This window comes from Chryseobacterium populi, from assembly GCF_000282115.1.
GTDB lineage: Bacteria > Bacteroidota > Bacteroidia > Flavobacteriales > Weeksellaceae > Chryseobacterium > Chryseobacterium populi.
In genome coordinates, this window is record NZ_AKJY01000012.1 from 89,916 (window position 1) to 102,441 (window position 12,526).

The following is a 12,526-nucleotide window of genomic DNA, read 5'->3' on the forward strand; positions in this document are numbered from 1 at the left end:
AAGTGAACATTTTATTTAAAAAAGATACTTGGCAGGAGATTTATTATTCACTGAGAAATAATAAGCTTCGGACGTTCCTTACCATGATTGGTGTGGGCTGGGGAATGTTTTTATATGTGAGTCTTCTTGGAGCAGCGAAAGGGATGGAAAACGGTTTTGATAAATTGTTTTCAGGATTTGCAACCAATTCTATTTTCTTATTTGCACAGGCAACTTCCATTCCGTATGACGGGTTTCCCAAAGGGAGAGAAGTTCATCTGAAGCTATCCGATATGGATATGCTGAAACAGAGAATTACGGCGATAGATTATATCTCACCACAGAATTCCAGGGGAAGCTTTACCGGAACACCAGGAGAAACGATGTCAAGAAATGGTAAAAAAGGAACCTATGGCCTTACGGGAGATTATCCGGTAGGAAATAAAATTTCAGAGAAGAAGCTTATTTTCGGGCGTTATATCAATGATGCCGATGTAATGGGCAATAAGAATGTAGCCGTAATTGGTGAAGAGATCTATAAGAACTTTTTTGATGCCAAGAAAAATGAAAATCCAATCGGAAAATCGATCAATGTAAAAGGAATATTCTTTAATGTTATCGGGGTTTTCCGGGTGAAAAAAGGCGGTGGCTTCGAAAGTGACCAGATGGCATTTATTCCACTTTCTACCTACACAAAAATGTATAATGCCGGAGAGCAGATTGATATGTTTGCCATTGTAGGTAAGCCTAATGCAGATTTAAATATAGTAGAGGAAGATGTAAAGCAGGTGCTGAAAGCTGAAAATAAAGTATCTCCGGAAGATACCAATGCTTTTGTAAGTTTCAATATTGGAAAAGAATTTAAAAAACTGACAGGTTTTCTTACCGGGATGCAGCTTCTGACCATTATCGTAGGAACTCTGACGATCCTTGCCGGAGTTATTGCGATCTCTAATATACTTCTGATTACCGTAAAGGAACGGACTAAAGAAATCGGGATACGAAGAGCTTTGGGGGCAAAACCTGCTGAAGTAAGAAATCAGATCCTGCTGGAAAGTGTTGTGATTACACTGTCTTCAGGATTGCTGGGCTTCATGTCAGGAATTTTTGTCCTGATTATTCTTAATATCGTTACCCAGAATCAGGACAAGTTCCCGTTCTATAACCCGACCGTTAATTATGGAAACGTATTCGGAGCCATGGCAGTAATGGTAATTCTCGGTTTGATCATCGGAATGATTCCGGCACAGCGTGCAGTGAAGATACGGCCGATTGAAGCCCTGAGATCAGAGTGATGATGTGTGATATGATGATGTGTTGATTTAGAAATGAAATAATTTGGAAATGATAACAGGCTTTCTTAAATATTTAAGTCTTTAATTAATTTTCTCCCTTTAATTAAATAGTAAAAAATAAACTAGATATATGAAAAAGAAATTCACTTGGAAAAAAGCCATTTATATTGTACTGGGGCTTTTATTTGCAGTGGCATTGTTCTCCGGGATCGGGTATCTCGTAAAATCAAATTCTAAACAGAGTGAAGCCTTCCTGACCAGAAAACCAAGCTACCAGAATATGGAAGACAAGGTAATGGCTACCGGGAAAATTATTCCAAAAGAAGAGATTGAGATCAAGCCGAACATTGCAGGAATCATTGATAAAATTCTGGTAGATGAAGGAGACAAAGTAGTGGCGGGACAATTGATTGCAACAGTAAAAATTATTCCTAATGTGGCAGAAGTAAACAATGCCCAGCAGGAAGTGGTGAATTCTCAATTACAGATCAGTAATGCTAAAATGAATGTGGATAATATGCAGAAGCAGTTTTCTATGCAGGAAAAACTGTATAAGCAGGGCGTGATTTCCAAGCAGGAATATTTAAACTCGCAGCAACAACTGTTTTCACAGCAGCAGGCTCTTAAAAATGCCAATCAACAACTGGCTACAGCTCAAAAAAGGTTACTGATTGTAAAAACAGGTGCCACTCCGGAACTGCAAGGTCTGGCAACAACCCAGATACGTTCTAAAGCAGCAGGTACCGTTCTTGAAGTTCCTGTAAAAGTGGGAAGTCAGGTAATTGAGGCCAACTCGTTCAACGCGGGTACAACGATCTGTTCTATTGCAGACCTTAATTCACTTATCTTTCAGGGAGAAATAGATGAAGCCCAGGCCGGAAAGCTGAAGCAGGGAATGGACATGAAAATCGTGATCGGTGCCCTTCAGAATAAAACATTCCCGGGAAAACTGACCATGATCGCTCCTAAAGGAAAAGATAACCTTGGAACCATAAAATTTCCTGTAGAAGGAGATGTAAACAACCCTAATAATGAATACATCAGAGCCGGATTTTCTGCGAATGGCGAAATTGTCCTGAAATCTGAAAAAAATGCACTACTGTTAGATGAATCACTGATCCAGTACGAAAAGAAAAACGGTAAAGACATTCCTTTTGTAGAAGTGAAGCAGCCTGACGGAAAGTTCAAAAAAGTCTACGTAAAACTGGGAGCCAGCGACGGGATCAATGTTCAGATTCTTTCAGGAATTACCAAAGACTCCGAAGTGAAAGTGTGGAACCCTTCTGATAAAGATAAGGAAGAGCTTAAAGAAAAGAAAAAATAATAAACTAACCAGATAAATGCATCTGAGGTCCCGGGAATTTTCCGGGATTTTTTTATGACTTAAAATATCCTCAGGATTGTTATGTAATAAAATGATGGAATGGGATGTCTCTTAATAAACTAACTTCACCCCTAAACCTAATATTTCCATATGAATAAAAACACCCTGATTTTACTTTTGCTTATTGTTGCCAAATTTGCCCTGCAATATTCATTAATCGGTCCTGGATATGAATTGCATCGCGATGAATATCTACACCTTGATCAGGGAAATCATCTGGCCTGGGGATATTTATCAGTTCCGCCGGTCAATTCCTGGTGGGCGTGGATAATTAAAATGTTAGGCGGTTCTGTATTTTGGGTCAAATTTTTTCCGGCTTTATTCGGGGCATTAACGATTGTTGTGGTCTGGAAAATAATTGCAGAATTAAAAGGGAATTTATTTGCTCAGGTTTTAGGGGCGACAGGTGTTTTGTTTTCGGTCTTTCTTCGTGTGAATATGCTTTTTCAGCCGACTTCTTTGGAAGTAGTGTGCTGGGCCATGATCTACTATTTTCTGATTAAATATTTAAACACGGAAAAAGTGAAATGGCTGTATTTCGGGGCAATTGTTTTTGGAATTGGTTTTTTAAACAAATACAATATTGCTTTTCTGTTTTTCGGACTTATTTCTGCGATCTTGTTGACAAAGCAAAAGAAGGTCTTTTTACAGCCGCATCTTTATTGGGCCGGTATTTTAGCATTATTGATCATTTCGCCCAATATTGTATGGCAGTACAACCACAATTTTCCGGTCATCCACCATATGAAGGAACTTTCGGAAAGACAGCTTGTGAATGTTGACCGGCTTGATTTTTTAAAGGCACAGGTTCTTTTCTTTATTGGATCTGTAATTGTGATTGTTGCCGGGTTTTATGCGTTGCTGTTTGATAAAAGATTTGAGAAATACCGGTTTTTCTTCTGGGCTTATGTGATGACCATTGCTCTGTTTTTATTTTTTAAAGCTAAAGACTATTATGCGATTGGGCTTTATCCCGTTTATATTGCTTTCGGGTCTGTTTTTCTGGGTTATCTTTTTGAAAAAGGTTGGAAAAGGTTTCTTCAGCCTGTCAGCATTTTAATTCCTGTTATATTGTTTGTACCCCTGTACTATGTGGCGTTTCCTAATAAAAGCCCGGGATATATCGTCGGTCATCAGGAGGAATACAGAAAATTCGGGCTGCTTCGATGGGAAGATGGGAAAGACCATTCCTTACCGCAGGATTTTGCAGATATGCAGGGCTGGAGAGAGCTGGCTCAGAAAGTAGACCGGGAATATGCTCAATTTCCAGTTTCAGAAAATACTTTGGTTCTTTGTGATAACTATGGGCAGGCAGGAGCAATCAACTATTATACAGAAAAAGGAATAAGAGCAGTCTCTTTTAGTGCAGATTATATCAATTGGTTTGATTTGGGTAAAAAATATACTAACCTGATAAGGGTTAAAGGATCATCAGAAGAAGGTGCCGAACTGAAAGAAACAGGCCCTTACTTTGAAAGTTCTGAAACTGTGGGCTTAATAACCAATACATTTGCGAGAGAGCACGGTACAACCATTTTTAGTTTTAGAAAAGCAAAAGTGGATATCAATGAAAAAATAAAAAAAGAAATTGAACATGAGAAAAATGAGTATTAAATTATATTTTTGTTCAAAAGAAGTTTATTTATGAAGTCATTATCCGGAATCCTGTTTTTATTTTTTACGATGATTATCTTGAATTGTCAGCCTCAGAAAACATCCTCTGACAAGACTAAGATTGTTTATCAGTCTGATAATTTAATCATTACCCAACTTTCAAAAAATATCTATCAGCATATTTCATTTTTAAATACGGAATCTTTCGGAAAAGTTTCATGTAACGGGATGATTGTGGAAGATGGGAATGAAGCGGTAATTCTGGATACTCCGACTAATGATGAAAGCTCTGAAGAACTGATTTCCTGGATTAAAAATAACCTTCATTCAAAAGTAAATGCTGTTGTGGCAACCCATTTTCATGATGACTGTGTGGGCGGGCTGAAAGAATTTGATAAAAATAATATTCCGTCTTATGCGAATAATACAACTATTGAGCTCGCCAAAAAAAATAATGCCAACGTGCCTGGTCATGGATTTAATGATGCAATAACACTGAATGCCGGAAAACAGGAGATTGTAATCAAATACTTTGGAGAAGGGCACACAAAAGACAATGTTGTAGCTTACGTTCCGGAGCAGGAAGCAATGTTCGGTGGCTGTCTGATCAAAGAAAAAGATGCTACAAAAGGATATCTTGGCGATGCCAACGTTCATGCCTGGTCAGAAACTGTTGAAAAAGTGAAAAAAGCTTATCCGGATGTAAAGATTGTTATTCCGGGTCATGGAGATACCGGCGGTCAGGAATTATTAGACTATACGATACAATTATTTAAAGAAAATTAATTCGAACAATTGGAGCAATACCCCGAAATAAATCCGTTAAAATTAACAGGTCGGTATCCTTTTGGTAGCGGAATTTCCAGCTCATTTGGGAGACATTCAATGTTTCCACATTGCAGGCACCTGAAATGAAAATGATTGTGCTGATGTGCCTTTTCTGAACAATGGATACAAAATGCAAAATAATATTTTCCGTCATCACCCAGAATTTTGTGCACAATCCCGTCATCACAGAAGCTGTTGAGTATTCTGTAAATGGTCGCCCTGTCTACCTCTGTGCCTAATTCTTTCTGTAAAATTTCCTGACTAACCGCCGATTGAGAATTCCTTAAAGAATCTAAAATCAGCTGTTTTGCTTTTGTATTTCTCTTAGCCATATGCAAATATAAAAATTATTATTGCGATTTTATCGCAATAATGAAAATTTATTTTATCTTTGTAAAGAGTTGATGAGACAAAGTTGACTGTTGAGACATTCTCACAACCCATCCTCACTCAAACTCAAAACTCATAATTTATAACTCATAACTAAAAATATTGCTCATGGACAACCGATTTTTTGACGTAATCATAATAGGCGGAAGCTATTCCGGTCTTTCAGCCGGAATGGCTTTAGGAAGGTCTTTAAGAAATATTTTAATGATCGACAGCGGAAAACCCTGCAATGAGCAGACTCCTCATTCCCATAATTTTCTGACGCAGGATGGAAAAACTCCGAAAGAAATAAGCACAATAGCAAAAGAACAGGTTATGAAATATGATACCGTACAATTTCATAACGGGCTGGTGATAAAAGCTGTGAAAACTTCTGAAGGCTTTGAAATTGAAACAGCAGCGGGAGAAAAATTGAGTTGTAAGAAGCTGATTGTTGCCACAGGAATTAAAGATAGTAAACCGGATATTCCCGGCTTTAATGAATGTTGGGGAATTTCTGTTATCCATTGCCCTTATTGCCATGGATATGAAGTAAAAAATGAAACGACCGGAATTCTTGCCAATGGAGATATGGCTTATGAGTTTGCTAAAATGATTGCGCACTGGACAAAAGACCTTACTCTATTCACCAACGGAAAAGCTGCTTTCACTTCTGAACAGCTTGAAAAATTAAATGAGCATCATATCGTTGTAAATGAAGATGAAATCAAGGAAATTATCCATGAAAACGGGTATATTCAGAAAGTGCTTTTCCACAATGAAAAAGAAGCCTCATTAAAGGCTTTATATACCAAACTGCCTTTTGAACAGAATCTGAATGTTTCTGAAGACCTGGGCTGCGAATTGAATGAACACGGATTTATCATAACAGATCCTTTCCAAAGAACAAACATTTATGGATTGTATGCCTGCGGTGATAATGTAAATATGATGCGTTCCGTTGCTAATGCAGTAGCCCAGGGAAGCCTTGCGGGAGTTATGGTAAATAAAGAACTTATTGAAGAAAGTTTTTAACTTAATTATAAATGTTTTTGGTGTCCTTGCTGTTCAACGGCAAGGATTTTTTTGTGGAATATACCGGATTAATGTAAAATTTTAATTGCAAAAATCATATTTCGGGGTGTTGAAATCTAGTTGGAAATTCCGTACATTTGGGGGTGAAAAATCTCAAAAACTAAAAGTAAATGGATATTATTTTCGACCTGATTGAAAAAGAAAGACAAAGACAATCCCATGGATTAGAGCTGATTGCATCAGAAAATTTTGTTTCTGATAATGTAATGAAAGCAATGGGAAGCGTATTGACTAACAAATATGCGGAAGGATACCCCGGAAAAAGATATTACGGAGGTTGTGAAGTAGTAGATGAGGTTGAAACTTTAGCGATCAACAGGGCAAAAGAACTTTTCGGTGTAGATTATGTAAATGTTCAGCCGCACTCAGGATCTCAGGCGAATGCCGCTATTTATCTGGCAGTTTTAAAACCCGGAGATAAAATCATGGGAATGGATCTTTCAATGGGAGGCCACCTTACCCACGGTTCTGCAGTAAACTTTTCAGGAATTCAATATAATGTGGTTTCTTACGGAGTGCAGCAGGAAACCGGGTTGATCGACTATGATCAGATGAGAGAAGTGGCTTTAAGAGAAAGACCGAAAATGCTTATTGCTGGTTTTTCTGCTTATTCAAGAGATCTGGATTATGCCAAATTCAGGGAGGTTGCTGATGAAATCGGAGCTACACTTTGGGCAGACATTGCGCACCCTGCAGGTTTGGTCGCAAAAGGATTATTAAATTCTCCGTTTGAGCACTGCCACGTTGTGACCACTACTACTCACAAGACTTTAAGAGGTCCGAGAGGGGGAATGATCATGATGGGTAAAGATTTCGAAAATACATACGGTCATAAAACACCAAAAGGAGAAATCAAAATGATGAGCCAGGTATTGGACGGTGCTGTTTTCCCTGGAATTCAGGGAGGCCCGCTGGAGCACGTTATTGCAGGGAAAGCAGTAGCTTTCGGTGAAGCTTTGGATATTCAGTTTGAAACCTATGCAAAACAAGTGAAATCTAATGCACAGGCTTTGGCAAAAGCAATGATCAGCAGAGGGTTTGATATTGTAAGTGGAGGCACAGACAATCACCTGATGTTGGTAGACCTTAGAAATAAAGGGGTAAATGGAAAGGAAACTGAAAAAGCTTTGGTATTGGCAGATATTACCTGTAATAAAAACATGGTTCCGTTTGATGATAAATCACCATTCACAACTTCCGGAATCAGATTGGGAACGGCTGCAATTACAACAAGAGGCTTAAAAGAAAATGATATGGAAACAATTTCTGAGTTGATCTCTGAAGTAGTTGACAATATCAAAAATGAGGAAGTTCTTGCTTCAGTTAGAAAAAAAGTGAATGAATTAATGGAAGGTAAGGCATTATTTAATTATTAATCGTTACCGGAATTGAAAATATAAAGAATGGGCTTGTGCTCATTCTTTTTTTATAAATATTATGGAAAAGAAGTCTTTTACTTTTGATGAAATAAAACTAAAACTGGTCAATTATTGTGTTTATCAGGACCGTTGCCATGCAGAAGTAGAGCAGAAGATGAGGGAGTTTTTATTAATAGATGAAGCTAAGGAAGAAATTATGCTTTATCTCTTAAGAGAAAATTACTTAAACGAAGAAAGATTCACCAGAAGCTATATCAGAGGGAAATTTTATATAAAGCATTGGGGACGGAATAAAATACGGATCAGTTTAAAGCAGAAGCAGGTTCCCGAAAAGCTGATCAATAAATCTTTTGATGAGATTGATGAAGCTGATTATGAAAAAACCATCAGAAAGATTTTTGAGGATTATTATGAAAAACAGAAAGATTTAAAAGAATACCAAAGAAAATCTAAAACAATAAAATATTTAATAAGTAAAGGTTTTGAGTATGATATTATTCTTAATATTATAGAAAATTAATACAATCATACTTATTTTGATAGCTTTTGGAATTATAATAGCTTAAGAAGTAAAATCTCAGAATAATATTTAAAATATCTTTATTAACACCTAAAGCATTAAGTTTTAGGTGTTTTTTATGATATATCACTTCTCTTCTTTTAATCGTTTTTTAATAATATGTGAAAGAATATGTTTTGAACTAATAATGGCACGAATAATGCATTGTCATTTTACAAATATTAAAAAAATATTAAAATATTTGTTTGCTGAGATGAGCTGTGAAAAAATAAAATCAGGCACCACATTTTTCAAATGGATAATATCCATTATCTTTGCACAACTAATAAAAAATCACTCAAGATTGGATGAAAAGGCTGTATGACGCTTTTAGTGCTCTGTATAACGGAGATAATATTGTGAAAATCACAGAATTGAGATATGTACCCAGATGGCTGGTTATTATTATTGATATTCTGATTGTTTTATTTTCTTTATTTCTTTCACGTATATTTCTGGATAATTTGGCTGTAAAGGTCAATTTTCCGGAATACCGCATGGAAAAAAGATTTCTTCTTATCTTTGTCAATATCCTGTTTATGTATGTTTTTAAAACGTATGCAGGTATTATAAGACATTCTACTTTCTTTGATTTTTTTAAGATCATATTATCTTCAGGAAGTACACTTATTACTCTATTATTCCTCAATTATATAAGTGAATTGATATTGGGTGATTCATTATACCTGTATCCTAACCTTTTTCTTTATTTCCTTATCTCTGTTTCTATAATGTTCTTTTTCAGGATGATTACAAAGCAGTTCTTTAATGCCTTAACAGATATTAAAGGTGCTTCTTCCAAAGTAAGAGTTGCTGTAGTAGGAGTAGGTGAGGTATCGGTAGCATTGGCCAGGGCTATTATGCATAACCCTAATTATCCTTACCGTTTAGCCGGATTTCTTACGAACAGATCGGATTCCAGCAGAGCCATTTTGCTGGGGCATAAAATCTATACCAAAAATCAATTCTTTAGCAACGAGAAACTGATAAAACAATTTGATGCAGTTTTATTGATTAAAGAAATTATGACCAAGCAGGAAATTGAAGAATGGATGACACTGGCGTTGGATAGCGGATTGAAAGTATTGAAGGCTCCTACACTCAGTAAAATGAGAGATTCGGATCTGGTAGGAGGAATCAGCCAGCTTCAGATAGAAGATTTGCTGAACCGTAAGCCCATTAAAATAGAAAGTGAGGATGTAAGGAAAAGACACTTTGAAAAAACAGTTTTAGTAACGGGAGGAGCAGGATCAATCGGTAGTGAAATTGTAAGACAGGTTTCACAATTCAGCCCTTCATTGATTGTAGTGCTTGACCAGGCAGAATCACCTTTATATGAACTGGAATTAGAATTATATGAAAAATTCCCGAATCAGAAATTTAAATTTATTCTGGCGGATATCTCCAATAGCTACAGACTGGAAAAATTATTTAAAACATACCAGTTTTCTATGGTATATCATGCTGCTGCTTATAAGCATGTACCCCTTATAGAAGATAACCCGCATGAAGCTATCTTCGTCAATATATTAGGAACTAAAAACTTAGCTTTGCTATCTAAAAAATACAGAGTAAATCGTTTTGTAATGGTTTCTACGGATAAAGCAGTGAACCCTACCAATGTAATGGGGGCCTCAAAAAGAGCGGCAGAATTATTTGTTCAGTCACTTCAAAATTCACAAGGAAATATCACTAAATTTATTACAACCCGTTTTGGGAATGTTTTAGGATCAAACGGATCGGTAATTCCTCATTTCAGGAAACAGATTGAGAAAGGGGGACCTGTAACGATTACGCATCCGGATATCATCCGTTATTTTATGACTATTCCGGAGGCTTGTGAGCTGGTATTGCAAGCTGGAACTATGGGAAATGGTGGCGAGATCTATGTTTTTGATATGGGTGAACCTGTAAAAATTTTAGATTTAGCTAAAAGAATGATCAAACTATCAGGTTATACACCGGATGTTGATATCAAAATTACATTTATTGGTTTAAGACCTGGAGAAAAGTTATATGAAGAACTTTTAAGTAATAACACAACTACAATTCCTACACATCACGAGAAAATCATGATTTCGAGAGATCCGCTGATGGAATTTGAAGAAGTGGAGGTTCTTTTTAAACAAATTATCATGTCTGCAATCAAAAGAGATAAACTGCAGGTTGTTAGCCTACTGAAAACAATTGTTCCTGAATTTATAAGTAATAATTCAGAATTTGAAGTGCTGGATAAAAAAACAATTCTGGATGAAAATTTGTAAAATAATTAATAATGTTATTTTTGTGAAAAAAATATCAAGAATGAGTTTTAAATATTTTATGTACGGTGGTACTTTAAGTCTGACGTTACTTTCTTGTACGGCAAAACAGGAAATCAATTATATGAAGGATATTGATAGTGTTGCCCTTGAAAATTCCATTAAAAATAGTAGGAGTACTTTACAGCCTGGGGATCAACTAGTGATTACGGTATCGGCAAAAGATACAGAAGTCGTAAAACCATTCAACCAAAATTATTCCTCGGCTGCTACAGTTGCTCAATATACTCTGCCAAGTTCAAATAATCTGCCACAACAGGTTCCTGTTTCAGGACCTACTTATCTTGTGGACACGAATGGAAATATTATTTTTCCTCAGATTGGAGAAATAAGCACTAAAGATGAAAATATTGAAACTCTTAAAGTAAAACTAGCAAACCTTATTAAAGAGTATGTGAAAAATCCTATTGTTGATGTCAAGATTACTAACTTTAAAGTATCTGTTCTGGGAGAAGTTACCAAACCGGGAACTTATGTAATCCCTGATGGAAGTACAACTTTATTAGGAGCTTTGGGATTGGCTGGGGATCTTACCCCTTTTGGAGTTAGAAACAATGTATTGGTAATTAGAAATATAGACGGGCAGATCAGTAAAGAAAGAATAGATCTTACAAGTGCGAATTTTATCAATTCACCTTACTATTATTTAAAACAAAATGATGTGATCTATGTTCAGCCAAATGTTAATAGAGAAAAGGCTGCAAGGTTGGATCCGAATACAGGATTATACATTTCTGTAGCATCAGTAATAGCCTCAATTGCAATAGGGATTTTGGCCTTAACCAGAAACTAATACTTTTAAAAGTTTATCAATTTTTGATATTTTAAGTTTATGTTTATTCACAAATTAAATAAAAATAGATACAGAAGGTTTTGGGTACAAAACTTTTAGTATGGATTTAAATAAAAATATGAAAAAAACAATTATTGCATATTTTGCGTTGCTTGCATTGATTTTTACATCATGTAAACCAAAGCAGCATATGGTATATATGTCAGAGCATAATATGGAGCAGGAGATTTCTCAGGCGAAATTTCAAGGCTTGCATATTCAGGAAGGAGATGTTCTTCTTATTCTTGTTTCCGCTCTGGATGAGGCAGCTGTAAAGCCCTTTAACCTTAATACCACAAACCGTGTGGGAAGTGAGGCTGCCAATGGAGTAAACCAATATGTGCAACCCAGTGAATACCTGGTGAATGCAGAAGGAAATATCAATTTTCCGGTATTAGGTGATGTATATGCTAAGGGAATGACCCAGGTTCAGTTAAAACAGGATCTTGAATCCCGTTTAAAAAGATATCTTACTGATCCTTTGGTAACCATCAATCTCAAAAATTTCAATGTAAGTATTTTAGGCGAGGTTAAAGTCCCGGGACAAAAAGAGAGTGTTTCACAAAAGCTTAATATTTTTCAGGCATTGAGTCTTGCAGGAGATATGACGGATTTCGGAGATCGGAAAAATGTAAAACTTATCCGTACTGGGGATGATGGTGCCGAGCAGGTGATCAATCTGGATATATCCAGATCAGATATTGTAAACTCTCCATATTATTACATGAAGCAAAATGATGTGCTTTATGTGCAGCCCGATAGAAACAAGCAGGTACAGGCTAATTCTAATCCCAACAGAGCCCTTACTTTTCAGATTATTGCCTCTGCATTGGGAGTAGCAACTCTTATTATTTCTTTAACCCGATAACTT

Annotated in this window: 11 protein-coding genes; 10 read left to right on the forward strand and 1 reads right to left on the reverse strand. The window is 36.3% G+C overall.

The features are described from left to right. Positions 1-2: 2 nt before the first annotated feature. From PMI13_RS03675 to bla, 4 genes are all read left to right on the forward strand, one after another. Positions 3-1,274, forward strand: coding sequence for an ABC transporter permease (locus PMI13_RS03675; RefSeq protein WP_007840831.1), 1,272 nt, complete (start codon positions 3-5; stop codon positions 1,272-1,274). A gap of 130 nt (positions 1,275-1,404) precedes the next feature. Further along, entirely contained in the window at positions 1,405-2,598 is a 1,194-nt protein-coding gene (locus PMI13_RS03680) for an efflux RND transporter periplasmic adaptor subunit (RefSeq protein WP_007840832.1), read from the forward strand. A 150-nt stretch (positions 2,599-2,748) separates the two neighbouring features. Beyond that, positions 2,749-4,272: a glycosyltransferase family 39 protein gene (locus PMI13_RS03685; protein WP_007840833.1), complete on the forward strand. Its 1,524-nt coding sequence runs from the start codon at positions 2,749-2,751 to the stop codon at positions 4,270-4,272. Between the two features lie 30 nt (positions 4,273-4,302). Beyond that, on the forward strand, positions 4,303-5,058 hold the full coding sequence (gene bla, locus PMI13_RS03690; protein ID WP_007840836.1) for a subclass B1 metallo-beta-lactamase: 756 nt from the start codon (positions 4,303-4,305) through the stop codon (positions 5,056-5,058). On the opposite strand, the gene PMI13_RS03695 is transcribed toward bla, so the two are convergent. After that, positions 5,055-5,432, reverse strand: coding sequence for a Fur family transcriptional regulator (locus PMI13_RS03695; protein ID WP_007840838.1), 378 nt, complete (start codon positions 5,430-5,432; stop codon positions 5,055-5,057). The genes bla and PMI13_RS03695 overlap by 4 nt on opposite strands. 166 nt (positions 5,433-5,598) lie before the next feature. Between PMI13_RS03695 and PMI13_RS03700 the strand changes: the two genes are divergently transcribed. From PMI13_RS03700 to PMI13_RS03725, 6 genes are all read left to right on the forward strand, one after another. Further along, positions 5,599-6,504, forward strand: a complete 906-nt coding sequence (locus PMI13_RS03700; protein WP_007840841.1) for an NAD(P)/FAD-dependent oxidoreductase — start codon at positions 5,599-5,601, stop codon at positions 6,502-6,504. Between the two features lie 170 nt (positions 6,505-6,674). After that, the gene (gene glyA, locus PMI13_RS03705; RefSeq protein WP_007840848.1) at positions 6,675-7,940 is read left to right on the forward strand and encodes a serine hydroxymethyltransferase; all 1,266 of its coding nucleotides are present in this window, start codon (positions 6,675-6,677) and stop codon (positions 7,938-7,940) included. Between the two features lie 61 nt (positions 7,941-8,001). Further along, a complete protein-coding gene (locus PMI13_RS03710; RefSeq protein WP_007840850.1) occupies positions 8,002-8,463 on the forward strand; it encodes a regulatory protein RecX in 462 nt (153 codons plus the stop codon). 347 nt (positions 8,464-8,810) lie between these two features. Beyond that, positions 8,811-10,766 (forward strand): polysaccharide biosynthesis protein, encoded by a 1,956-nt coding sequence (locus PMI13_RS03715; RefSeq protein ID WP_007840851.1) that lies wholly within the window; start codon positions 8,811-8,813, stop codon positions 10,764-10,766. 40 nt (positions 10,767-10,806) lie between these two features. Then, positions 10,807-11,616: a polysaccharide biosynthesis/export family protein gene (locus PMI13_RS03720; protein WP_034669404.1), complete on the forward strand. Its 810-nt coding sequence runs from the start codon at positions 10,807-10,809 to the stop codon at positions 11,614-11,616. A 118-nt stretch (positions 11,617-11,734) separates the two neighbouring features. Continuing rightward, on the forward strand, positions 11,735-12,523 hold the full coding sequence (locus PMI13_RS03725; RefSeq protein WP_156104391.1) for a polysaccharide biosynthesis/export family protein: 789 nt from the start codon (positions 11,735-11,737) through the stop codon (positions 12,521-12,523). The last annotated feature ends 3 nt before the right edge of the window (positions 12,524-12,526 follow it).

Coding starts and splice junctions, on each gene's coding strand:
- PMI13_RS03685 (WP_007840833.1), top strand. CDS start 2,749: ATGAATAAAAACACCCTGATTTTACTTTTGCTTATTGTTGCCAAATTT.
- PMI13_RS03720 (WP_034669404.1), top strand. CDS start 10,807: ATGAGTTTTAAATATTTTATGTACGGTGGTACTTTAAGTCTGACGTTA.
- glyA (WP_007840848.1), top strand. CDS start 6,675: ATGGATATTATTTTCGACCTGATTGAAAAAGAAAGACAAAGACAATCC.
- PMI13_RS03715 (WP_007840851.1), top strand. CDS start 8,811: ATGAAAAGGCTGTATGACGCTTTTAGTGCTCTGTATAACGGAGATAAT.
- PMI13_RS03695 (WP_007840838.1), bottom strand. CDS start 5,432: ATGGCTAAGAGAAATACAAAAGCAAAACAGCTGATTTTAGATTCTTTA.
- bla (WP_007840836.1), top strand. CDS start 4,303: ATGAAGTCATTATCCGGAATCCTGTTTTTATTTTTTACGATGATTATC.
- PMI13_RS03725 (WP_156104391.1), top strand. CDS start 11,735: ATGAAAAAAACAATTATTGCATATTTTGCGTTGCTTGCATTGATTTTT.
- PMI13_RS03700 (WP_007840841.1), top strand. CDS start 5,599: ATGGACAACCGATTTTTTGACGTAATCATAATAGGCGGAAGCTATTCC.
- PMI13_RS03680 (WP_007840832.1), top strand. CDS start 1,405: ATGAAAAAGAAATTCACTTGGAAAAAAGCCATTTATATTGTACTGGGG.
- PMI13_RS03710 (WP_007840850.1), top strand. CDS start 8,002: ATGGAAAAGAAGTCTTTTACTTTTGATGAAATAAAACTAAAACTGGTC.